20 protein-coding genes are annotated in these 23,880 nt (G+C 62.0%); 9 read left to right on the top strand and 11 right to left on the bottom strand.

Going from position 1 to position 23,880, the window contains the following annotated elements:
• Positions 1–3: 3 nt before the first annotated feature.
• Positions 4–690, bottom strand: coding sequence for a response regulator transcription factor (locus B5527_RS41410; RefSeq protein WP_079606640.1), 687 nt, complete (start codon positions 688–690; stop codon positions 4–6).
• A gap of 237 nt (positions 691–927) precedes the next feature.
• Here B5527_RS41410 and B5527_RS41405 point away from each other — a divergent pair, with 237 nt between their 5' ends.
• Complete coding sequence (locus B5527_RS41405; protein WP_079606639.1) at positions 928–1,497, top strand: L,D-transpeptidase family protein; 570 nt, start codon at positions 928–930, stop codon at positions 1,495–1,497.
• Between the two features lie 66 nt (positions 1,498–1,563).
• On the opposite strand, the gene B5527_RS41400 is transcribed toward B5527_RS41405, so the two are convergent.
• Complete coding sequence (locus tag B5527_RS41400; protein WP_079606638.1) at positions 1,564–2,253, bottom strand: YggS family pyridoxal phosphate-dependent enzyme; 690 nt, start codon at positions 2,251–2,253, stop codon at positions 1,564–1,566.
• 107 nt (positions 2,254–2,360) lie between these two features.
• On the opposite strand from B5527_RS41400, the gene B5527_RS41395 reads away from it, so the two are divergent.
• The 5 genes from B5527_RS41395 (at position 2,361) to B5527_RS41375 (ending at position 10,282) form a co-directional block, all read left to right on the top strand.
• Positions 2,361–4,055, top strand: coding sequence for a diguanylate cyclase domain-containing protein (locus B5527_RS41395; RefSeq protein WP_079606637.1), 1,695 nt, complete (start codon positions 2,361–2,363; stop codon positions 4,053–4,055).
• A 113-nt stretch (positions 4,056–4,168) separates the two neighbouring features.
• Positions 4,169–6,820, top strand: a complete 2,652-nt coding sequence (gene leuS / locus B5527_RS41390) for a leucine--tRNA ligase (protein WP_079606636.1) — start codon at positions 4,169–4,171, stop codon at positions 6,818–6,820.
• A complete protein-coding gene (gene lptE / locus B5527_RS41385) occupies positions 6,807–7,358 on the top strand; it encodes an LPS assembly lipoprotein LptE (RefSeq protein ID WP_079606635.1) in 552 nt (183 codons plus the stop codon). Before leuS ends, lptE begins: the two co-directional genes overlap by 14 nt.
• 2 nt (positions 7,359–7,360) lie before the next feature.
• Positions 7,361–8,389: a DNA polymerase III subunit delta gene (gene holA / locus B5527_RS41380; protein WP_079606634.1), complete on the top strand. Its 1,029-nt coding sequence runs from the start codon at positions 7,361–7,363 to the stop codon at positions 8,387–8,389.
• A gap of 111 nt (positions 8,390–8,500) precedes the next feature.
• Complete coding sequence (locus tag B5527_RS41375) at positions 8,501–10,282, top strand: hypothetical protein (protein WP_079606633.1); 1,782 nt, start codon at positions 8,501–8,503, stop codon at positions 10,280–10,282.
• Here the strand turns inward: B5527_RS41375 and B5527_RS41370 are convergent.
• The gene (locus B5527_RS41370) at positions 10,279–10,923 is read right to left on the bottom strand and encodes a methyltransferase (protein WP_079606632.1); all 645 of its coding nucleotides are present in this window, start codon (positions 10,921–10,923) and stop codon (positions 10,279–10,281) included. The genes B5527_RS41375 and B5527_RS41370 overlap by 4 nt on opposite strands.
• A complete protein-coding gene (locus B5527_RS41365) occupies positions 10,907–12,001 on the bottom strand; it encodes a bifunctional glycosyltransferase family 2/GtrA family protein (protein WP_172842812.1) in 1,095 nt (364 codons plus the stop codon). The genes B5527_RS41370 and B5527_RS41365 overlap by 17 nt, the downstream gene beginning before the upstream one ends.
• A 164-nt stretch (positions 12,002–12,165) precedes the next feature.
• On the opposite strand from B5527_RS41365, the gene B5527_RS41360 reads away from it, so the two are divergent.
• Positions 12,166–13,470: a hypothetical protein gene (locus B5527_RS41360; RefSeq protein WP_079606630.1), complete on the top strand. Its 1,305-nt coding sequence runs from the start codon at positions 12,166–12,168 to the stop codon at positions 13,468–13,470.
• A gap of 13 nt (positions 13,471–13,483) precedes the next feature.
• Here B5527_RS41360 and B5527_RS41355 read toward each other — a convergent pair whose 3' ends face one another.
• The 7 genes from B5527_RS41355 to hemJ form a co-directional block, all read right to left on the bottom strand.
• The gene (locus B5527_RS41355; RefSeq protein ID WP_079606629.1) at positions 13,484–14,362 is read right to left on the bottom strand and encodes a ParB/RepB/Spo0J family partition protein; all 879 of its coding nucleotides are present in this window, start codon (positions 14,360–14,362) and stop codon (positions 13,484–13,486) included.
• A 168-nt stretch (positions 14,363–14,530) separates the two neighbouring features.
• A complete protein-coding gene (locus tag B5527_RS41350) occupies positions 14,531–15,382 on the bottom strand; it encodes a ParA family protein (RefSeq protein ID WP_079606628.1) in 852 nt (283 codons plus the stop codon).
• A complete protein-coding gene (gene rsmG / locus B5527_RS41345) occupies positions 15,379–16,074 on the bottom strand; it encodes a 16S rRNA (guanine(527)-N(7))-methyltransferase RsmG (RefSeq protein ID WP_079606627.1) in 696 nt (231 codons plus the stop codon). Before rsmG ends, B5527_RS41350 begins: the two co-directional genes overlap by 4 nt.
• 172 nt (positions 16,075–16,246) lie before the next feature.
• Entirely contained in the window at positions 16,247–18,130 is a 1,884-nt protein-coding gene (mnmG, locus tag B5527_RS41340; protein WP_079606626.1) for a tRNA uridine-5-carboxymethylaminomethyl(34) synthesis enzyme MnmG, read from the bottom strand.
• Positions 18,131–18,268: 138 nt separating this feature from the next.
• Positions 18,269–19,621 carry a tRNA uridine-5-carboxymethylaminomethyl(34) synthesis GTPase MnmE gene (gene mnmE / locus B5527_RS41335; RefSeq protein ID WP_079606625.1) on the bottom strand — a complete coding sequence of 451 codons (1,353 nt, stop codon included), beginning with the start codon at positions 19,619–19,621 and terminating at the stop codon, positions 18,269–18,271.
• Between the two features lie 358 nt (positions 19,622–19,979).
• The gene (gene rho, locus B5527_RS41330; protein ID WP_079606624.1) at positions 19,980–21,245 is read right to left on the bottom strand and encodes a transcription termination factor Rho; all 1,266 of its coding nucleotides are present in this window, start codon (positions 21,243–21,245) and stop codon (positions 19,980–19,982) included.
• A gap of 257 nt (positions 21,246–21,502) precedes the next feature.
• Entirely contained in the window at positions 21,503–21,925 is a 423-nt protein-coding gene (gene hemJ / locus B5527_RS41325) for a protoporphyrinogen oxidase HemJ (RefSeq protein ID WP_079606623.1), read from the bottom strand.
• 477 nt (positions 21,926–22,402) lie between these two features.
• Between hemJ and B5527_RS41320 the strand changes: the two genes are divergently transcribed.
• Both B5527_RS41320 and B5527_RS41315 read left to right on the top strand, forming a co-directional pair.
• Positions 22,403–23,242, top strand: a complete 840-nt coding sequence (locus B5527_RS41320; protein ID WP_079606622.1) for a pyruvate, water dikinase regulatory protein — start codon at positions 22,403–22,405, stop codon at positions 23,240–23,242.
• Positions 23,239–23,847 (top strand): Maf family protein, encoded by a 609-nt coding sequence (locus B5527_RS41315; RefSeq protein WP_079606621.1) that lies wholly within the window; start codon positions 23,239–23,241, stop codon positions 23,845–23,847. Before B5527_RS41320 ends, B5527_RS41315 begins: the two co-directional genes overlap by 4 nt.
• Positions 23,848–23,880 lie beyond the last annotated feature (33 nt).

The following is a 23,880-nucleotide window of genomic DNA, read 5'->3' as shown; positions in this document are numbered from 1 at the left end:
GTATCACGGCACCAGTTTGTAGCCACCCGCTTCCGTCACCAGTATCTCGGGATTGGCCGCATCCTTCTCGATCTTCTGACGCAGCCGGTAAATGTGGGTTTCCAGGGTGTGGGTGGTGACGCCCGAATTGTAGCCCCAGACCTCCTGCAGCAGCGTCTCGCGCGACACCGGCAGCTGGCCGGCCCGATAAAGAAATCGCAGGATCGCGGTTTCCTTTTCGGTCAGCCGCACTTTCCGGGCGTTGGCGCCGGTCAGCATCTTGGAGCCGGGCCGGAAACTATAGGGACCGACCGAAAACACCGCGTCTTCGCTGGCTTCGTGCTGGCGCAACTGCGCCCGGATACGGGCCAGCAGCACCGCGAAGCGGAATGGTTTTGCCACGTAGTCATTGGCGCCGGATTCCAGCCCCAGGATGGTGTCCGAATCGGTATCGTGCCCGGTCAGCATGATAATGGGAGCCTTGAAGCCGCCCTTGCGCAGGCTGCGCACGACCTCGCGGCCGTCGGTGTCCGGCAGGCCTACGTCCATCAGCACCAGATCGGGAGCGTTGGTTTTGGCCGCGCTGGCGCCCTTGGCGCCGGTATCGACGGCTGAGGCTTCGAACTCGTCGTGCAGCGACAATTGCTCCACCAGCGTATCGCGCAGATCGGTATCGTCATCCACGATCAGGATCTTGCGGGCATTGGCCATCGGTACAATCCTCTTGGGGCGCGCGCGGCGGGTGCAAGCTGAAGCGCCTTCAGCCGAGTCTTGGTTGGTGAATTCAGCATTCGTCAGGTCTTATTCGTGTTGAGGTAGGGAACTGTTACAGATTCACAAGCCGAAACGCAGTCTACTCCGGAATTCGCGGTCATTTGGATGAATGTCCTGTAATGGACGTGAAATAGAACATTTACGTCAAAAGAGCGATCGGGGCCGGCGCCGGGCATGGGAAGTTGTGATATTTCAAATACTTACCGAACAAATCAGCGGGATCGGCCGCTGTCGGCGATATCGATTCGCGCCGCCGCCGGCGACCCGTGCCGGGGCTGGCTGACCGCGGGCGGACAGACCGTGCCGGTCGCGCTCGGGCGCGGTGGTATCCGGGCCAACAAGCGCGAGGGCGATGGCGGAACTCCCAAGGGCATATTCCGGCCGCGGCAGTTGTGGTGGCGCGCTGACCGGCATCCGAGACCGCCGACGTTTCTCCCGGTTCGCGCCATCGGACCCGAGGACGCCTGGTGCGAAGATCCCTCAAGCCGCCACTACAACCAGCCGATCCGGCGCGATCGGACGCGGGGCGGCGACCGGCTCCGGCGCGACGACCACCTCTACGATTTCATCGTCGAGATCGATCACAACAGCGCGCCGCGCGTCGCCGGCCGAGGCAGCGCGGTATTCCTGCATTTGGCGCGGGAGAATTTCGGGCCGACCGCCGGCTGCGTGTCGATGACGCAATCGGCGATGCTACGGCTGCTGGCGCGGCTGGGGCCCGAGACCAAGATCGTGATTGGGTGAGAACCAGTGCCGTCATCCTGAAGTGCGCTGTGCGCCCATCCTCCGGATCGCGGCGAGCGTCTTCTGCTAACGGTGCCCGAAGATCGCCGAGCCGACGCGCACATGGGTGGCGCCGAACGCGATCGCGATGGCGAAGTCGGCGCTCATGCCCATCGACAGATTGGGAAGGCCGTTGCGCGCGGCAATCTTCGCGGTCAGCGCGAAGTGCGGCGCCGGCGCATCGTTGAGTGGCGGAATGCACATCAGGCCGGAAATTTCCAAGCCATATTTCTCGCGGCAAGCAGCAATAAAGCCGTCGGCGTCACCAGGTGCGACGCCGGCCTTCTGCGGCTCCTCGCCGGTATTGAGTTGGACGAACAATTGCGGCTTACGTTTTTGAGAACCAATTTCCTTGGCTAACGCCTCGCAAATACTCGGACGGTCGACGGAATGGATCGCGTCGAACAGCGCCACGGCTTCCCTCGCCTTGTTGGATTGCAACGGCCCGATCAGATGCAACGCGATGCCGGGGTAGGCCGATATTAACCCTGGCCATTTTGCCTTGGCTTCCTGCACGCGATTTTCGCCGAAGAGGCGCTGGCCGGCGTCGATCACCGGCAGGATTGCATCGGCGCCGAACGTCTTCGACACCGCGATCAAACTCACCGAGGTACGATCACGGCGCGCTTCCTTGCACGCGCGCGCGATGTCTTGCTCGACCGTGGCAAGCCCGCTTGGTAAATGCGCGGTTATCGGCGAGGGGTTTTCGGGCGCCATGTCATCCGTCGGTCGTAAATTTACGGGATTTGTTCGAATTTTATCTAGTTCGGGAAAGGCTTCTTGAACCATTCCCTCTACCTTGCATGTGGGGTCGGGGGTTAAGAATGTCACGCGTTAGTTTCAACCGCAAAAGGGTCAAACTCAAGCAGCTTCTCGGAATCCGCGCGCGGCTCGCATTGCTGGCGCTGATCCTGGTGGCGCCGTTGATGCTGGAACGCGCCCGCTCGCTCGAGGACACCCGCGCCAAGCAGGTCGCGCACGCCTCGGCGGAATTCTCGACCCTTGCGCAGCACACCGCCGACGCCCAGCGCGAAGTGGTCTCGTCGGTGGAAACGGTCTTGAAGTCGGCGGCCTATATCCGCGCCTCGGCCGGCGGCGTCAGTCGCAGTTGCGACATCCTGCGCGCCAGCCTGCCGGTCAACCTGCCGTGGATTCGCAGCCTGATGATCATCGGCAAGGATGGACGCGTGCAATGCTCGACACGCAACGCGCTGGTCGGTGTCGATATGAGCGACCGGCTTTCTCTGCAGCAGGCGCGCAAGGCCGGCAATTTCGTTTTCAGCGATTTTTTGCTCGCCAAATCCGACAATCAGCCGATCGTCATGGCGGCCTATCCGGTATCCGCCATCAATGCGGAAGTGGACTCCGTCATCGCCGCCGGCGTCAATCTCGACTGGATGTCGAAGATCATGAGCAATCTAGGCGGCCGGCCCGGCATTTCGGCCGTCCTGGTCGACAGTACAGGTACCGTGCTGGCGGCACCGCCGGACCAGGCCAGCATGATCGGGCGGGCGCTGGATACCGTGCCGCTGCTGTCTGCCATCGCCGACAAGGCGATCGGCTCGGAGCAGGCGGAAGGATCGCTCTCGTTCATCGCCGCGGACGGATCGAAACGCGCGGTCCGCTTTGCGCGCATCGACGGCACGGAATCGCGCCTGATCGTCAGCATCGACGAAGCCAAGGTGTCGGCGGCGATCAACCGCGAGATTCGCACCGCCTATCTGCAACTGCTGTTCGTCTCGCTGTTCGTGCTGCTTGGGGCATTGGTCGCCGCGGAGAAGCTGATCATCCAGCCGATCGAGATGATGGCCGCGATGGCGAAGCGGTTTGGCCAGGGCGACTGGGCGGTGCGCGCGACGCGCAGCCGGCTGCCGGCCGAATTCATCCCGCTGGCCCGCGCGTTCGAAGCGATGGCGGCGCAGCTTGGCCAGCGCGAACGCGAACTGGTCGCCACCAATGACCGGCTGACCGTGATGGCGTCGATCGACATGCTCTCGGGCCTTGCCAACCGGCGCGGGTTCCAGAGCCGGCTCGATTTCGAATGGATGAAGGCCCTGCAATACGGCAGCGACCTGTCGATCCTGATGATCGACGTCGATCATTTCAAGCTGTTCAACGACACCTACGGCCATCCCGAGGGCGACGTCTGCCTCTCCAGGCTCGGCGAAACGCTGGCCGGAATTGCCGCCGAGACCATGGGCTTTGCCGGGCGTTATGGCGGCGAGGAATTCTGCCTGCTGCTGCCGAACACCGATTCGAGCCGCGCGCTCGAGATCGGTGAAATGGTACGCGCGAAGGTCCAAAACCTCGCGATGCCACATTGCACCTCGACCTATCAGACCGTCACCGTCAGCGTCGGGGTCGCTAGCACCAGGCCGAGCGACTCACAGCGGCCGGGCGACCTGATCGAGGCCGCCGACGCCGCGCTCTATGCCGCCAAGCATCGCGGCCGCAACGCGGTGGTCGAACACGGCTTCGTGCGGGTCACGGATAGCGGCGCGATCCAGCTGGCGAGCTGAGGCTTTGCCGCCTACCTTTTGAGGTGCCGGGCCGTTGACCCCAAAGCCGCTTTTGTGGCCTAGTCCGCCGTTCCAAAGACGGCCCCTAATCCACAAAAAGCCCCCACGATTGCATGACCTCCGAACGCTACAACGCCCGTGAATCCGAGCCGCGCTGGCAACGCCAGTGGGACCAGGAGGGGATCTTCGCCTCCAAAAACGACGATCCGCGGCCGAAATATTACGTGCTCGAGATGTTCCCCTATCCGTCCGGGCGCATCCACATCGGCCATGTCCGCAACTACACGCTGGGCGACGTGATCGCGCGCTACATGCGGGCCAAAGGCTTTAACGTGCTGCATCCGATGGGCTGGGATGCGTTCGGGCTGCCGGCGGAAAATGCCGCGATCGAGCGCAAGGTGGCGCCGAAGGCCTGGACCTACGACAATATCGCGGCGATGAAGAAGCAGCTGCGGTCGATCGGGCTGTCGCTGGACTGGACGCGTGAGTTCGCGACGTGCGATCCCTCTTATTACAAGCATCAGCAGAAGCTGTTCCTGGATTTCCTCCGCGCCGGTCTGGCCGAGCGCGAGAAGCGCAAGATCAACTGGGATCCGGTCGACATGACCGTGCTCGCCAACGAGCAGGTGATCGACGGCCGCGGCTGGCGTTCCGGCGCTGTTGTCGAGCAGCGCGAGATGAACCAGTGGGTCTTCAAGATCACCAGATATGCGCAGGAGCTATTGGACGCGCTCGACACGCTGGATCGCTGGCCCGACAAGGTGCGGCTGATGCAGCGCAACTGGATCGGCCGCTCCGAGGGCTTGCTGATCCGCTTCGCGCTCGACCCCAAAACCTTGCCTGAAGGTTCGACGCCCGATGGCGGGAGTGAATTGAAGGTCTTCACCACCCGGCCCGACACGCTGTTCGGCGCCAAGTTCATGGCAATCGCGCCGGATCATCCGCTGGCGCAGGCCGCTGCCGCAAAGAATCCGAAGCTCGCGGAATTCATCGCCGAGGCGAAGCGTCACGGCACCGCGCAGGAAATCATCGATACCGCCGAGAAGCAGGGATTCGATACCGGCATCAAGGCGATCCACCCGTTCGACCCGGACTGGAAGCTGCCGGTCTATGTCGCCAATTTCGTGCTGATGGAATACGGCACCGGCGCGATCTTCGGCTGCCCCGCGCACGACCAGCGCGATCTCGACTTCGTCAACAAATACGGGCTCGGCAATACGCCGGTGGTCTGCCCGCCCGGCGTCGATCCGAAGTCGTTCGTCATCACCGACGTCGCTTACGACGGCGACGGCCGCATGATCAATTCGCGCTTCCTCGACGGCATGAGCATCGAGCAGGCCAAGGAAGAGGTCGCGAAGCGGCTGGAGGATGAAGTGCGCGGAAACCTGCCCCTCGCCGAACGGCAGGTGAACTTCCGCCTGCGCGACTGGGGGATCTCGCGGCAGCGCTATTGGGGCTGCCCGATCCCGGTGATTCACTGCCCGACCTGCGGCGTGGTGCCGGTGCCCGACCAGGATCTGCCGGTGGAGCTGCCCGAGGATGTCACCTTCGACAAGCCCGGCAACGCGCTCGACCATCATCCGACCTGGAAGCACGTCGCCTGCCCGCAATGCGGTGGAGAGGCTACCCGCGAAACCGACACCATGGACACCTTCGTGGATTCGTCGTGGTACTTCGCGCGCTTCACCGATCCGTGGAACGAAAACGCCCCGACCACGCGCGCCGTGGTGGACCGGCTGATGCCGGTCGACCAATATATCGGCGGCGTCGAGCACGCGATCCTGCATCTGTTGTACGCACGGTTCTTCACCCGCGCCATGAAGGCCACCGGCCACATCGCCTTCGACGAACCGTTTGCCGGCCAATACACCCAAGGCATGGTGGTCCACGAGACCTACAGGAAAGCCGACGGCACTTACGCCACGCCGGCCGAGGTCAGGATCGAGAGCGGCGCCAACGGCCGCCGCGCCAGCCTGCTGGATACCGGCGAAGAAGTCGGCATCGGTCCGATCGAGAAGATGTCGAAGTCGAAGCGCAACACCGTCGATCCCGACGACATCATCACGACCTACGGCGCCGACGTCGCGCGCTGGTTCATGCTGTCGGATTCGCCGCCCGATCGCGACGTGATCTGGAGCGACGAGCGGGTGCAGGGCGCGTCGCGCTTCGTGCAGCGGCTGTGGCGGCTGGTCAACGAATCGGCCGATATCGCCAAAGCTGCGCCGGGCGCCCGGCCGGCCGCGTTCGGCGCCGAGGCGCTGGCGCTGCGCAAGGCGGCCCATAGTGCGCTGGACAAGGTCTCGACCGGCATCGAAAAACTGCATTTCAACGTCTGCCTCGCCCACATCCGGGAATTCTCGAACGCGCTGGCCGAGACGCTTGCGCGCGACGGGAAACCGTCGCCGGATCTAACGCCGGATATATCCTGGGCGGTTGCCGAGGCCGCGGTCATCCTTGTTCAACTGTTCGCGCCCATGATGCCGCATCTGGCTGAGGAGTCCTGGCAGGTGCTGGGGCAGCCCGGCCTGGTTTCGGAGGCCAGTTGGCCCAAAATCGAACGCGATTTGCTGGTTGAAGACACGGTGATGCTGGTGGTTCAGGTCAACGGCAAGAAACGGGGTGAGGTCACAGTGGCCCGCAATGCCCAAAATCCGGAAATTGAGGCTGCCGTTCTGGCCCTCGATGCGGTAAAACAGGCCTTGGGCGGCAAAGCTGTCCGCAAGGTGATCATTGTTCCCATGAGGATCGTGAATGTCGTTGGCTAGGACCCGTTTCGCCGCTCGGCTTCTGGCCGTGGCCGCCCTGGCGGCGCTGACTGCCGGCTGCTTTCAGCCGATGTATGCCGAACATACCGACGGCACTCCCGCCCTGCGCGAAAAGCTGATGGGCGTGGAATTGCCTCCCGTGGACAAGCCCAATGCCTCGCGCGACGCCCGGCTCGGGGTGGAAATCCGCAATGCGCTGGCGTTCAAGCTCTACGGCGACGCCACCGGTATGCCGCCCACCCATCGGCTGGTGATGCGGTTCTCCACCAGCCGTTCGTCGCTGATGGTCGATACCACTACCGGGCTGCCGACCGACGAAAACTATGGCATCGATGCACAGTACAATCTGATCGAAATCGCCAGCAACAAATCGGTGATGACCGGCACCACGTTCTCGCGCGTCTCCTACGAGATCCCCGGCAGTTACCAGCGTTTCGCCCGCGCCCGCGCCTTCCGCGACGCCGAAGACCGCGCGTGTCAGGAAATCGCAACGAACATCCAGACCCGGCTGGCGTCGTTCTTCTACGCCGGCAGCTGATTTTGGTCGCGCTTCGCGGAAGAGACATCGACACATTTCTCGCCCGGCCCGACGCGGGCCGTCCCATCATCCTGCTCTACGGTCCCGATGCCGGCCTGGTGCGCGAACGCGCCGAGGCGCTGCTGGCGTCCGCGGTCGACGACCCCAACGATCCGTTTTCGCTGGTAAGGCTCGACGGCGACGAGCTGTCAGCCGATCCGTCGCGGCTTGTCGATGAAGCCATGACGGTGCCGTTGTTCGGCGGCCGCCGCGCGATCCGCGTCCGCGCCGGCTCGCGCAGTTTTGCCAGCGGCGTCGATACGCTGGCCGATTCGCCGCTGAAGGATTGCCGGGTCGTAATCGAGGCCGGCGAGCTGCGGCCGGAATCGCCGCTGCGCAAGGCCTGCGAGCGCGCCAAGACCGCGGTCGCGATCGGCTGCTATCCAGACGACGCCGGCCAGCTCGGCCGGTTGATCGACACCGAATTGAAGGTTTCGGACCTGCGCATCGCGGCGGATGCCCGCGCCACGCTGATGGCGCTGCTCGGCGGCGACCGCCAGGCCTCGCGCAATGAATTGAAAAAACTCGCGCTGTATGCGCATGGCCAAAATGAGGTCACGCTCGACGACGTGATGGCGGTGGTTGCCGACGCTTCCGAGCTGAAGATCGATCCAATAGTCGATGGCGCCTTTGCAGGAAAGCCCGAGCTGGTCGAAACCGAATTTGCCAAGGCCATGATCGCCGGCACCTACCCCGGCATGATCATTTCCGCCGCCCAGCGCCAGGCGGCGTGGCTGCACAAATCGGCGCTCGCGGTCGCCGAGGGGACGCCGGTATCGACATTGCTCGACAGCGGATTTCCGCGCCTGCATTTTTCGCGGAAACCAAATGTCGAAACTGCGCTGCGCAATTTCAGCGCGGCGCGGCTGCTGGCGATCATCGAGCAACTCGCAACCGCAGCGCTGGAGATGCGCAAACAGGCGCCGCTGGCGGCCGCGATCGCGCAGCGCACCCTGCTGTCGATCGCCGCCAATGCAAAGCGGCGGGGGTGAGCATTTTCCAGAGGATATCCCATCGAGCCGGCGTTAACTTCGGCATCCGCATGGGCCATTGCATTTAGACGAAGTGATATTTTCGACGGATTTGCCGGGGGGTATGACGAAATGGCCGTTGGCTTGGTGAGTGTTGCTCCCATCTATCTAAACGGCCTTTTGGCTTTGCTCTGCGTCTTCATTCTGCCGGGTCTGATCTTCGTCAGGGCATTCGACATCCCGAATTTTCCCCAGCGGATGCTGGTCATCATCAGCAGCAGCCTCGCAACCAATTATTTCCTCGTCGTGCTCATCGCCACGCTTCATCTCAACCCGCTGGAGACCTATCGAAGTGTGGTCCTTGTGCTGGCCACGGCCTTGGCAAGCCTGACCGTCATGGACTTTCTCGGCCGAAAGGCAGCCCCCTGGATGCGCCACGACGGTGCCGTTGTCCTGAAATCGGATTTCAGATGGCTGGCGCTAAGCCTTGCGCTCGTCTGCCTCGCCTATTTCAATATATGGAAAAGGGGCGTGCCCAACATCTTTCTGGAAGGCGACGTTTCAATCAGCTGGAACACCTGGGCGTCGATTTGGGCTCATGGCCTGTTCCCAACCGGCTCCTATGGATATCCGCAGCTGATTCCGACGCTTTGGGCGGTGAGCTATATTTTTACCGGCTCGGTCGAACACTATTTCGCTTATTACATTTACATCGTCTTGATCATCGTTCCCCTGGTTTTGACTTCGGCCTACCTGGGCCGCACGGGCTGGTTGCCGGCGCTTCTGCCGCTCGTGACCTTCGTTTGGTTCGTCGCCGAGATTCAGGATCCGTGGCTTCGAGCCACCCTGCCCGCAGGCTTCCCGGACTGGACCGCCGCTGTGTGCGGGTTTTGCGGCCTGGTGTTGTTCATCAACAATGATCCCGGCAAGCTGTTCGACCGGGAAAAAATAACCACCGCGCTGGCCAGCCTGTGTTTGATCCTGCTCGCCGCCGCGACAAAGCCGATTTACGGACTGTTCGCTCTCGCGGTCTTGCTCAGGCTCTGCCTGGACGCGGCCGCGCTTCTCAGTGGCAGAGAGCGGCGAAGGTTTCTGGCCGCAGCCATCGGACTGTTCGCGGCATTTGCCGCCGCCTACCTGGTCATGTACTGGCACTTGACCGTGAGATCCTTGCCAGGCGATCCCGTTTCCGACCTCGGTGAAAGGCTCAGGCGTAGCGTGCGACTGTTCAACGGCAATTTCACGCTGCCGTTTCGAATCCTGGCGTGCGTCGGCATCGCGCTTAGTCCGTTTTTGCCGCGTATCCGCTGGCTGACGTTACCGCTTCTGCTCGGAACATGTCTGTGGGCAGCCGCGGCCAGCTACGATATGCGCAACTTGTTTGGCGTGTTGTTGATTGGCGCTTTTATTCCGCTGTTCGCGGCATCGCGAAAGATGGACATCAGCCCTGCCGAAAATGCGGGATCTGGATGGAGGGTGCCGGATGCCGCGGTGGCCGCGTTGCTGGCGGTGTTCGCGGTCGGATCAACCTTCACGCTTGCGCTGGACGACACCCACCTCAACGCGCGCTTCAACAGCGAGCAATTCGGCATCGGCGCGGGCGCCGACTTCAACACCAGGGTCGACCAGCTTCTTGGCCGCGGCTGCGTCCTGCTGACGGGCGCAGATTACATTTACACCATCTCGACGTTTGCAAAATACCTGCCGCAGCTGGAGTACTTCGACGCCAGCCTGCCGCTGCCCGAACCGGTTACGAAAAAATTTGACGAGCTGCACGGCTGCACGGGGATCATGTATCCCCCGGCTCTCAGCCTGGCGTCGGTCGTGGAGTATGTGAAAGCCGAGTCCGAGCAACGCCAGTATGTCACCGCAGCTGAATCCCGGGGATGGGTGCTGTTGACATCGCCTCCCTAGCTTTTATGCGCTCGCCAGACCATGGCCTGCTGGGTCAGCACGAGCGGCCACAGTGTCTGGGAACGCAGCGGTGTTCCGAGGCCCTCGCCAGCCCGTGATATCTCTTCCGGAAGTAGCGGTCGCTCGTCGGGAAATTGCCACACGCCGATTTGCTCCGCCGCGGAGCGTGTCATGCGATAAAGCCACGTCGGGGTGGGAGCGGTAATGATCACGACGCCGCCGTCTTTCACACACGAGAAGTGACGCCGGGCGACATCTCTCGTTCCCTGCGGCGTGAAGTGTTCGATCAGGCCAACCGAGAATACGACGTCCGCCGGGGCAAGCGACGGGGTATCGGTCAGCAGGTTGACGCGATGCGCGGTCGTGCTGACGGCGGGAACCTGGCGCCCCTGCCGTTCGAACAGTTGAAGGCTTTTTTCGTTCAGGTCCGCGACCTCGTAACGGGAGATCGGCAGGGAGTCCACGAGGGTCCTGAAGAAGCAGCTGTTCCCCCCGCCGAATTCGATGACAGATATCTGCGATGGCGGGGACGCGTATTGACGGATCGCGGTCCGCAACCAGTGGCCCGAATACCGCCGCGTCAGTTTGGCGGTCGCGAGCGGCCGGTCGTAATACCTGTCCCAGTCAGTCGCAAGCGGCATCGTCGGATTCCCCGAATACAAAGTCACGCAGGAACAGAAAATTGAATACGAACACAAGGACCTCGGCCATGATCTTGGCGACGACCGGAAACGGAACGAGGTCCGCGGATTGCACCTGCAGCGCCGTCGAGACAATGCCGGACACCACGACCAGCCCGAAATACATCAGGAAAATTCTCAGATTTCCACGCAACCGGAACACGAAGCGCTGCAACAGCGTGAACTGCACCCAAACGGCAACGAAACGTCCGACGATGTTGGAGACCACGAGGTCGCTCGACCACGCCATTGCCGTAGCGAACGTAACGATGTCCGCGGCTTCGGTCAGAAGGCTTGCCGCGCTATAGCGCAGCAATACAAAATAGATCTGGGCCGAATCCATCAACGGACGAAAGTGCGAACCCCTGTTGTCCTCGATATAGATCGTTTCGATCGGAATTTCGTGAACGCGCATACGGCGCGCCTTGATGACGACGAGCTGCTCGGTCTCGAATTCATAGCGGTTGGCGCGGATGGGAAGACAAAGCTCAAGCAGTCGCCTCGGCAACCCCCTTAGGCCCGTCTGGGTGTCCGACAGCTTCAGCCCGATAAAAAATCGATAGATATACCGCGACACGGTGTTGCCGAACTTGCTCCGCAACGGAACGTCGGAGCCAAAGCGTCGGGTACCGAATACGACGCTGTCGGGATTTTCCTTTAGCGCATCGACCACCTTTAAAATGTCGGCCACTGTGTGCTGACCATCTGCATCCGCGGTCACTACCCCGGCGCAGTCCGGATGGCCGACGAGGATGTGGTTCATCCCGTGCCTGAGGGCAGCGCCCTTTCCCAAATTGACAGCGTTGGTGAGCAGCGTGGTGCCGACCACCTGCTTTGCGCGCGCAAAGATCCCCGCGTAGGCCGGACCACTGCCGTCGTCGACAATGACGATGGGGGACGAATTGCCGAGCCGCAGGCTCTCCAGCAAACTGCAAAGCGTGTCCGTCGGACGGTACGAAGGAATCAGGAAAACGATCGGCGACGGCTCAGTTGGGCGGCTTTCCGAGGGCGGAGCCGCGGGCTCATCGTTGGACGTCATGGATGGCATTCTGAAATGTCGGGCTGGATGGTATGGGGGGTATGAATGAGGGCTAAATATTCACCGGCGAATGGTTTCGCCCAGCGGTTGTGAAACCGGCTGGAGCGTTTTCGTCATCATCTGTATAACCAAAGCGCGCGTTGAGAAAAGGGGTTGGGGACACAATGCTGCTCATCGAGCTCAACGAATTCAACGGCGATCTGCTGCGCAGCATTGCGAAGGCTCATCAGTTGAGACACCTGCAGGAAGCCCTCAGCTGGAATCGTGCCGGGACCTGGACTTCGGACGAGTATGAGACCGGGTTTCTCGAGCCGTGGGTGCAATGGGTCTCGGTTCACACGGGCGTCCCTTCCAGCCAGCACGGTGTCAAGAACCTGGGCGACGTGCCCAACCTCGCCGAAGATCAAATCTGGGAACGCTGGAGCAGGCGCGGGCTGAGCTCGATCGTTTGGGGGGTGATGAACGGCAACCGCCGCAACGCCGAGACCTGCAAAGTCTTCGTTCCCGACCCCTGGACCTTCTCGGAAGATGCCTATCCCGACAAGTATCAGGGCCTGATCGCGCTGCCGCGCTATCTCGCCAAAAACTACCTGGATTTTTCGAAGTGGACCGCGGCGCGCAAGGGGTACGATCTTGTCAGAACCCTGCTTGGGTCGACCAAGGGCTCTGATTTCATCGATGGCCTGCGGATCTTCTGGCGCGGTGTCCGCCAGTTTGGCATGACCAACGCCGTCTTCATTGTGTTCTTCGAATATCTGTCCGCGATGGCTTTTATCCGGGCCGTCGAACGGGAACGGCCGGACGCCGCTATTATTTTCATCAACATGCTGGCGCACGTCCAGCATCATTACTGGAAGGCCGGCGACGGCAGCGCCTGCCCGCAGATCGCGTTCGCGGCCACGGCGACCGACGAAATCCTCGGCAAGATTTTGACGCGCTGCGGGAGCATTGTCGGCAACGGCCGTGTCGCGCTGATGAACGCGCTCAGTCAGACCTGCACCGTCGACGAGCCGCCCTGGATCCTGTACCGGCCGAACAATCATGCCGGCCTGGTTGCTTTTCTCGGCCTCAAGGCGACGCGCGTCGAGCCGCTGATGACCTATGACGCCCACGTGTTTTTCGCCAATGCCGAAGACGCCGCCAGTGGCGCCGGAATTCTGGAAAGTGCGCTGATCGACGGCAAGCGTCTGTTCTTCGTCGAAGCCGACACGCATGACCCGCTTAAGCTGTTCTATCGGGTGGCAATGTCGGATCCGGTCAGTGCCGATGCCGAATTCATTTATCGCAACAAGGCGGCGCGCTTCGCTGAGCATTTCACCGCGATCGTGCAGCGAACCGGAAAGCACAATCAGAACGGCGATCTGTTTGCCAATTTTGAAATCGGGCGGCAGAGCCTCGCCAATCACGAGGTGTCGAACTGGCTCGATCAGTCCACCGGCGAGAAGGACCGTCGATTGACGGCGGCCTGATGGCCGGCCGCCGTTACGTCCTGGCGTCCAGCCTTCGCATAATCTCGTCAAACTGCTCAAGATCGCGGTAGCGGATATGGACGGTGCCGCCGGGTTCGCGGTGATCGACGCTGACGGCCAGCCCGAGCGCGTCGCTGACGCGCTTCTCCAGCGCGACCGTATCGGGGTCCTTCACCTTGCCGCCGCGCGCCTTCTGCGGCTTGCGAACCGGCACACCCTCGACATGCGCCAGCGCCTCGGCCTGACGTACGTTGAGGCCTTCCTCAACGATGCGCTTGGCGCTGGCTGCGGGATCGGGCACCCCGATCAATGCCCGCGCATGGCCGGCCGACAGCTGGCCCATTGCGATATAGGCCTGCACCTCGGCCGGCAATTTCGTCAGCCGCATCATGTTGGCGACATGGCTGCGGCTCTTGCCGACGATCTTGGCGATCTCGTCCTGGCTGCGTTTGAATTCGTTCGACAGCGCGTGATAGCCCTGCGCCTCTTCCATCGCGTTGAGATCTTCGCGCTGGACGTTTTCGATGATCGCGATCTCGAGCGCATCGGAGTCGCTGACGTCGACCGGCACGATCGGCACCTCGTGCAGACCCGCAATCTGTGACGCGCGCCAGCGCCGCTCGCCGGCGATGATCTCGAAGCGGTCCTGCACGCCCTTGACCGGCCGCACCACGATCGGCTGGATCACGCCGTGCTGCTTGATCGAGTCGGCGAGTTCGCCGAGTTCAGTATCGGCAAATTCGCGGCGCGGATTGCGCGGATTGGGCTTGAGGAATTCGATCGGCACCTTGCGTTGCGCGCGCGGCCGGTCCAGATGCGCGGCCTCGCCGCCGACATCTCCGATCAGACTTGCAAGACCGCGGCCTAGTCGCGAACGCGCTTCGTCGGCCATCGCCAGCTCCCTTGGATTCACGTTGCAGCACTCCGAATCAGACGTCGATGTTTTCAACCATCCTTCGAGGCTCGGGGCGTTGCCCCTCGCGCCTCCAGATGATGCTTGTGGTTGTTACCGTCACCCTGAGGTGCGCGTCCTTGCGCGCCTCGAAGGGCGACGGCGATTTCAATGTGTGAGCAGTTCGCGCTCGCGCTGGATCACTTCGGTCGCGAGCTTGAGGTAGGCTTCGCTGCCGACGCATTTGAGATCGTACACCAGCACCGGCTTGCCGTAGGACGGCGCTTCCGAGATGCGCACGTTGCGCGGGATCATGGTGTTGTAGACCTTGGCTCCCATGAACTGCCTGACATCGGCGACGACCTGGTTCGACAAATTGTTGCGCGAGTCGAACATCGTCAGCACGATGCCGTGGATCGACAGATTGGGATTGAGCGTCGAGCGCACCTGCTCCACCGTCTGCAGCAATTGCGACAGGCCCTCGAGCGCGAAGAACTCGCACTGCAGCGGCACCAGGATCGCGTCCGACGCCGCCATCGCGTTGACGGTCAGAAGATTGAGCGACGGCGGACAATCGATCAGCACATAGGTGTAATCGGAATCGGCCGCGGCATTGGTGTTCAGCGCCGCGATCGCATCGCGCAGCCGATACGCCCGATCGCGGGTCGATCCCAGTTCGAGTTCGAGGCCCGACAGATCCATGGTGGAAGCTGCGATATGCAACCGCGGTACCGCGGTCGGCACCACGGCATCGCGCAGCGGCGCTTCGCCGATCAGCACGTCATAGGTCGAGCAGTTGCGGCTGCGGCGATCGATGCCAAGGCCCGTGGAGGCATTGCCTTGCGGATCGAGATCGACGATCAGCACACGCTCGCCGATCGCCGCGAGCGCGGTGCCGAGATTGATCGCGGTGGTGGTCTTGCCGACGCCGCCCTTCTGGTTCGCCAGCGCCAGGATGCGCGGATGGCCGGGCGGGGGTGGCGCCTTATCCTCTTGATAAATATCATCGATTACGGTCATGCGCGGCTGCCATGGGCTGCGGCGGACGAATTACGCCGCTCGATTTGGTCGAGCTCGACGATCCAGCCATGTCCGCCGGTGCGGCTGGAATGCAGATTCGGTCTGATATTCCAATATTTAGTGGCTTCGGTCAATTCAGCCTCTACATCTTGGCCTTTGGGAAACAAGGCTTTTGCGCCCCGCCTTACCAGCGGTTCCGCGAAACCGATGAGCTGGTGTAGCGGAGCCACCGCCCGGGCAGTGACGCAATCGACCGGCCCCCGCAACCTATCCACACTATCCCCGATATCCGCCAGGTGAACCGTTCCCGGCGCATTGGTAACGCGCAGCGCCTCGCGCAGGAAGGCGGCCTTCTTGGCATTGCGCTCGACCAAATGGATCATTGCACCCGGGGCCTCAGCCAAGGCACAGGCCAACACCACGCCTGGAAACCCGCCGCCGCTGCCGAGGTCAGCCCATATTTTGGCTGATGGCGCCAGGGCAAGCAGCTGCAGCGAATCGGAGATGTGGCGAGTCCATAAACTTGGCAGCGTCGACGGCGCAACAAGATTCGTTTTGGCCTGCCATTCCCGGAGCAGATCGACATAGCGATCCAGCCGCGCCTCTATTTCACGTGAAACGGGCGTCAACGCGAGGGCGGCGGCCTTGTCGGCGGCCGAGACAGAAAATTTGGCGGGTTTGGATGCGACCATCTGCCGAGTGCTTGCCGTTGGAGGACGTCATCCTGGAGTGGGAGCTCTTCGGCGAATCACGAGGATAATAACCCAGTTTTGTGAGCTATCCTTCGAGGCGCGCAAGAGCGTGCAACTCGGGATGACGTCGAGAGGGACGGTCGTCAGCCAGCCCGTTTCACGTGAAACAGCCTTATGCGGTCGCCGTCGAATTCTTGCGCCGGGTCTCCCGTCGCAGATACGCAGCCAAAATGCCCAGGGCGGCCGGGGTCAGGCCATCGAGTCGACCCGCCTGCCCTACGGTCCAGGGACGCGCGGCTTCGAGCTTGGCGCGGGCCTCGTTGGAAAGTCCGGGCACCAGGCTGTAATCGATATCGCTGAGGATCAGCCCCTCGTCCCGCCTGAAGGCATCGACGTCGGCAGTCTGGCGCTTGAGATAGACGTCGTACTTGGCATCGATTTCGAGGTGAACCGCAATCGCTGGGTCAATGGCCGACAAATCAGGCCATATTGCCGCGATCTCGGTCCAGCCGATCTCCGGATAGGCCAATAGCTCGAAGGCCGAGCGGCGATGGCCGTCCTTGTTGAGCGCGAGGCCATGCCTGGCGGCTTCATTCGGCGTCAGCGTCAGCGACTTTGCCAGCGATTTCGCCGCGGTCAGCGCAGCCATCTTGGAACCGTGACGCAGCGAACGAGCCTCTCCGACGCAACCCAGCGCGATCCCCTTGTCGGTCAGGCGCTGGTCGGCGTTGTCGGCCCGCAAGGTTAGGCGGTATTCGGCCCGCGAGGTGAACATCCGGTACGGCTCGGTGATGCCGCGCGTGACGAGGTCATCGATCATCACGCCGAGATAGCCGTCGGCACGGTCAAACACGATCGAATTAGCACCGCCGGCAGCCAATGCGGCGTTGAGACCCGCAACAAGCCCCTGCGCCGCCGCCTCTTCATAGCCGGTGGTGCCGTTGATCTGCCCGGCCAGAAACAGCCCGGGCAAACGCTTGGTCTGCAAGGTCGGATCGAGTTCGCGCGGGTCGACGTGGTCGTATTCGATCGCATAGCCGGGCCGGACCATGCGTACCCGCTCAAGGCCTGGAATCGTCGCCAGGATGGCCAGCTGCACCTCTTCCGGCAGCGAAGTAGAGATGCCGTTCGGATAGACCGTGTCGTCGTCGAGTCCTTCCGGTTCCAGGAAGATCTGATGGCCGTCGCGATCGCCGAAGCGGACAATCTTGTCCTCGATCGAGGGGCAATAGCGCGGCCCGGTGCTCTTGATCTGGCCCGAATACATTGGCGAGCGATGCACGTTGGCGCGGATCACCTCGTGGGTGGCAGGCGTGGTGCGGGTAATGCCGCACTGGATCTGGCGTGTCGTGATCCGGTCGGTCATGACCGAAAACGGCTCCGGCGGATCGTCACCGGGCTGCATTTCGACCGCCGGCCAGTCGACGGTGCGACCATCGAGCCGCGGCGGCGTGCCGGTCTTTAGCCGCCCCAACGAAAAGCCGGCGCGCTCGAACGACTTTGAGAGCCCCAGCGCCGGCGCCTCGCCAACGCGGCCGGCCGGCCAGTTCTTCTCACCGAGATGGATCAGGCCACGCAGGAAGGTGCCGGTGGTAATGACGACTGCTCCCGCGCGAAGTTCGCGGCCATCCGCCAGGCGGATGCCGGTGACGCGGCCGCCGGACACGACCAACTCGTCGGCTTCCCCCTCGATCACGCTGAGATTGGCGGTCTCGCTGATGGCAGCCTGCATTGCCGCGGCATAGAGCTTGCGGTCGGCCTGGGCACGTGGGCCCCGCACCGCCGGACCCTTGCGGCGGTTGAGCATGCGAAATTGAATGCCGGCGGCATCGGCGACGCGCCCCATCAGCCCATCCAGCGCATCGACCTCGCGGACCAGATGGCCCTTGCCGAGCCCTCCGATCGCGGGATTGCAGGACATCGCGCCAACGGTTGCGAACCGATGCGTCACCAGCGCCGTCCGGGCACCCATGCGCGCCGCGGCGCTCGCGGCCTCGCAGCCGGCGTGGCCTCCGCCGATGACGATGACGTCGAATGATTCCAGCTGGGCGGTCATGCCGGACTTTTATCGTGGGATCACAAAACCCGGAAGGAGTAAGTTTGCAGCATCCGACGTTTCACGTGAAACGGCCGGCGCAGGCCGGTCGGCCCCCTTGTTTCACGTGAAACACGCAAAAAAATGAATGAAGAAATACTATTTCCCCACACAAAACTCTTTGAAAATCACATCCAGGATATCCTCAACGTCGACGCGGCCAAGTAGCCGCCCCAGGCTGTACGCCGCCGCCCGAAGATCTTCCGCGGCAAGTTCCTCGCCCCCTCCGGCTGCCGTTATGCTGCGCTGCAACGAAGCGGCCGTTTGCTGGAGCAATTCGCGCTGCCGCACTCTCCCAACCAGGGCCCCCTCGCCCGACCCGAAAAAATCCTGAGCAAACGCAATTAAGCCTGCGACCAATTGCTGGATTCCGTCGCCGCGGCTCGCTGAAATCTTGAAGCCGGCCCCGTCCGGTCCCGGCGAGGCGCCAGCCGTCTGCCCCGGGTTCGCCACGCCGCCTCCCTCGAGATCGATCTTGTTGCGCACCGTCCACACCGGCGCGGCGCCTTCGGGCCGATTCATTTCGTGCTGCGCATCGATCATCCACAGCACCAGGTCAGCTTCATCCGCGCGCGCCCGCGCGCGACACACCCCCTCCTGCTCCACCGGATCTTCGGTCTCGCGAATCCCGGCGGTATCGATCACCGTCACCGGATAGCCGTCGAGATCGAGCTGCACCTCGATGATATCGCGCGTGGTGCCGGCGTGCGGCGACACGATCGCAACCTCGCGCCGCGCCAGCTGATTCATCAACGTCGATTTGCCGACGTTCGGTGGACCTGCGATCGCAACCACCAGCCCGTCCCGCAGCCGTTCACTTTTCCCCTGCGCCGCAAGCACTTCCTGGATTTCGCCTAGCAGCGCTTCGATGCTGGCAAGCGCCGGCGCGATCAGCTCCTGGGGGACGTCGCCCTCGTCGGAGAAATCGATTCCGGCCTCGATCAGTGCGGAGGCTGCGATGATCTGCGCGCGCCAGTCGCGCGCCCTGTCACCGAGCAGCCCCTTCAGCTGCCGCAGCGCCTGCCGGCGTTGCCGATCGGTATCGGCATGAATCAGATCGTCGAGAGCTTCGGCCTCGGTGAGATCGAGCTTGCCATTCTCGAACGCGCGGCGGGTAAACTCACCCGGCTCCGCCGCGCGAATATTTTCAACTGCCGACAGCGTCGCCAACAGTGCCGCCAGCACCGCACGCCCGCCATGAATGTGAAACTCCGCGACATCCTCGCCGGTCGCACTTGCCGGTCCCGGAAACCACAGCACCACCGCATCGTCGATCGGCTGCTGGTTGGCATCGCGCAGCAATGCCCTGGCGGCCATCCTCGGCGCCGGTATCTTGCCGGCGAGCGAGGTCACCGCGGCCCCGGCTTGCGGTCCGGACACCCGCACAATGGCAATCGCGCTCGGCGGGCGGCCCGTCGAGAGCGCGAAGATGGTCTGTTGCCGCGGATGCATCGCCTATTTGCCCCTTGAGCCCTTGAAAAGGCAACGCTATTTCAGTTCCCAGACTGTCTCGTGCGAATTGGGGCAAGCCCAGCGATCCGCCGCACGGGGCGCAACAAATGCTGCAGCATTCCCGCAGCATTTTGCCTTCCTTATGCTGCAGAAATCCGCCCCTCGGCTAGGTCGATCGGGGGCGACACCATTAATCACAAGCTAATTCAAAGGCTTACGGTGAAGCCCCGTCGAGCCCGCAGATTTTGCGATATTGCGGTTCTACCGCAGCAGAAGCCGCAGCATCGATTTGGCGGACATTCACAAAAAAGGGCGCCCCCTTGCACGGAGCGCCCCTTCGAAACAGGCCGGGAAGGGCTCAGGTATTCATCGACTCGAAGAATTCCGAGTTGTTCTTGGTGTTGCGCAGCTTGTCGAGCAAGAAGTCGATCGCGTCCATGGTGCCCATCGGATTGAGGATCCGGCGCAGCACATACATTTTCTTCAGGAGTTGCGGATCGGTGATCAGTTCTTCCTTGCGGGTGCCGGAGCGCGAGATGTCGATCGCCGGGAAGGTGCGCTTGTCCGAGACCTTGCGATCGAGAATTAGTTCGGAATTGCCGGTGCCTTTGAACTCTTCGAAAATCACTTCGTCCATGCGGCTGCCGGTATCAACCAGCGCGGTCGCGATGATGGTGAGCGAACCGCCCTCCTCGATGTTACGCGCGGCGCCGAAGAAGCGCTTCGGCCGCTGCAGCGCGTTGGCATCGACGCCGCCGGTCAGAACCTTGCCCGAGGACGGCACCACGGTATTGTAGGCGCGCCCCAGTCGCGTAATCGAGTCCAGCAGGATCACCACGTCACGGCCGTGCTCGACCAGCCGCTTGGCCTTCTCAATGACCATCTCGGCGACCTGGACGTGGCGCACCGCCGGCTCGTCGAAGGTCGACGAGACCACTTCGCCCTTCACCGAGCGCTGCATGTCCGTGACTTCTTCGGGGCGTTCGTCGATCAGGAGCACGATCAGATAGCACTCCGGATGATTGGCCGTGATCGAGTGCGCGATGTTCTGCATCAGTACCGTCTTGCCGGTCCGCGGCGGCGCCACTATCAGCGCGCGCTGGCCCTTGCCGATCGGGGCGACGATGTCGATAACCCTTGCAGATAGGTCCTTTCTGGTGGGGTCCTCGAGTTCGAGTCGAAACCGCTGATCGGGAAACAGCGGCGTCAAATTGTCGAAATTGACCTTGTGCTTGGATTTTTCCGGGTCTTCGAAATTCAGCGTGTTGACCTTCAGCAGCGCGAAATAGCGTTCACCTTCTTTCGGGCTGCGAATATGGCCTTCGATGGTGTCGCCGGTGCGAAGACCGAAGCGGCGGATCTGCGAGGGCGAGACATAAATGTCATCCGGTCCCGGCAGATAATTGGCGTCCGGCGAGCGCAGGAAGCCGAAGCCGTCGGAGAGAACCTCGACGACGCCTTCGCCGATAATATCGGTTTCCTGGATCGCGAGTTGTTTGAGAATGGCGAACATCAGCTCCTGCTTGCGCATCGTGCTGGCGTTTTCGACCCCCTTTTCTTCCGCGAACGAGACGAGCTCGGCTGGCGTCTGGGCTTTGAGGTCTTGAAGTTTCATTTCCCGCATTGGGATGGTCCTGTGGAATAACGGGGGGAGGGGCTGCAAGGTGGCTTTTTCGAAAATGCGGACGCGAGATCAGGATGGTCCGCAGGTCTGAGCTAGGAAAGTGCCGGAGAGGCTTCAAACCTGATGCGGCGGCCGGTTCAACGAGGAAACCGGGACGCAACCACATCCGCCTGCGTGGGGTGGGATTTCAGTAATATAGAAAATCGTCCGGCTTTCCGCAAGCGCGCCTCGAAGCTGGATGTTGCGCACCGTGCCCATCAAAACGGCTTCACCACCACCAGAATTACGATCCCTATCATCAGAAGGGTCGGTACCTCATTGATAATACGGTAAAATATCTGACTTCTGGTGTTTCGATCGGCGGCAAAATCCTTGACGCAGCGGGAGAAAAAGCCGTGGACACCCGACAGCAATACCACCAGCAAAAGCTTGCCGTGCAGCCAGCTCGCCGAAAACCAATGGCCGGCCCAGGCGAGGTACAGTCCGGCCAGCCAGGTGACGACCATCGCCGGATTGATGATCGCCTTCAGCAGCCGGCGTTCCATCACCTTGAACGTCTCGGACTGCTTCGATCCGCCCTCCGCCTCGCAATGATAGACGAACAGCCGTGGCAAATAGAGCATGCCCGCCATCCATGCGATCACGGCGATCACATGCAGCGCCTTGATCCATTCGTACATCGTGGAGGTCTCACTCATTTTTGAAAGCGCCGTTTTGGTAACCGCAACACCGGAACGTTCCAGTGATCATCAGCGCTGCGAAGAGGCCTCACTTGAGCCGGGAACGGAGACATATCCGCAAGCAGCCCTTTTCTAAAACAATAATTTTAGAATCTTAGGTTTGAGTCTAAGTAGCGGTGAATTAGGCCCGCGCAAAACTGTCCCGCGATTGTCCGGGCTTGTTCACATCCATCAACAATCTTCGCCCTGCATTCGACGATCGGAATAAGGCTACGCTTTCCAAGTGGTTGCGCAAACTTGTCGCTGGGTTACGAAGAGACAAGTCCACATAACCGCACTATCATCGCGTGCGGTGAACGGACTTATCCTCAATTCGAGGTCTGTGAAGAAAAAGCCGGGTTATCCCTGATCGGTCGGCCCATGGCCGATTCTCTCAGGTAAACTCCACAGAGATTCACAGGTTACACAGGGGTCACGGTGCCTACGATCGGCAACTATTTCCATCTTCACCTGGTCTCTGATTCGACCGGTGAGACACTGATCACGGTGGCGCGCGCGGTGGCCGCGCAATACGCCAACGTGACGCCGGTCGAACATGTCTATCCGCTGGTGCGCAGCCAGAAGCAGCTCGACCGTGTGCTCGATGAAATCGAGGAAGCACCGGGTATCGTGCTTTTTACCCTGCTGGAGAAAGATCTCGTCGGCCGGCTGGAAGCCAAGTGCCAGGAGATCAATATCCCCAGCCTTTCGATCATCGGCCCGGTGATGCAGTTGTTTCAGGCCTATCTCGGTGCGCCGACCACCGGGCGGATTGGTGCGCAGCACACCCTGAATGCGGAATACTTCAAGCGTATCGACGCGCTGAATTATACGATGTTGCACGATGACGGCCAGCATGTCGAAGGACTGGAAGAGGCCGACGTGGTCCTGGTCGGTGTGTCCCGCACCTCGAAAACGCCGACCTCGATCTATCTCGCCAATCGCGGCATCCGCACCGCGAATGTTCCGCTGGTGCCGGGCATCGCTATCCCGCATCAACTGGAGACTTTGAAAAAACCGCTGGTGGTCAGTCTGCACGCGACGCCGGAGCGCCTGATCCAGGTCCGGCAGAACCGGCTGTTGAGCATGGGCGCCGGTCCCGGCAACGACGACTACATCGATCGTCAGGTGGTCGCCGATGAGGTCGCGTTCGCGCGGCGATTGAGCGCGAAATTCAATTGGGCGCAGCTCGACGTCACCCGGCGATCGATCGAGGAAACCGCCGCCGCCATCATGAAACTGTACACTGACCGGCAGCGGTCGCGGCTTTCGGAATGACACTCTGGCGCGGACAACATCCGTTGATACTCGCCTCGCAGAGCCGCGCCCGGCAAGCGCTGCTCGCCAATGCCGGCATCGCGTTCGAAGCCGTTCCCGCCGAAATCGACGAGCGGTCCGTGCAGCAGGCCTCAGGCCTTTCGGCGCCCGGCGAGATCGCGCTGCATCTGGCCCGCGCGAAAGCGCTTTCGGTGTCGTCGCACCGGCCTGGCCGATTTGTCGTCGGCGCCGATCAGACATTGGCGCTGGGGACGCGGCTTTTCAGCAAGCAGGCCGGCCGCGGGCAGGCCGCGGAGCAATTGCGCGACTTGGCCGGCCACAGCCATGAACTGCATTCCGCCGTTGCGGTTGCGCGCGACGGCAAGATATTGTTCGCCGACGCGACGATGGCGCGGATGACCATGCGGCGGCTTGGCGAGGCCGAAATCGAGGCCTATCTGGACGCCGCCGGAGAGGCGGTTACCTCAAGCGTCGGCGCCTATCAGCTTGAAGGGCTGGGGATCCATTTGTTCGAGCGTATCGAAGGCGATCATTTCACCATCCTCGGTTTGCCGCTGCTGCCATTGCTCGCGTTCCTGCGCAGCGAGCGGCTGCTCGGTGTGTGAAAAACGAATCCCGATAGGGCAGCCAATGGCGAT

Source organism: Bradyrhizobium erythrophlei (assembly GCF_900129425.1).
GTDB classification, from domain to species: Bacteria; Pseudomonadota; Alphaproteobacteria; order Rhizobiales; family Xanthobacteraceae; genus Bradyrhizobium; species Bradyrhizobium erythrophlei_C.
The sequence above is the reverse complement of the archived record's forward strand: the minus strand, read 5'-3'. Positions and strand labels throughout refer to the sequence as shown.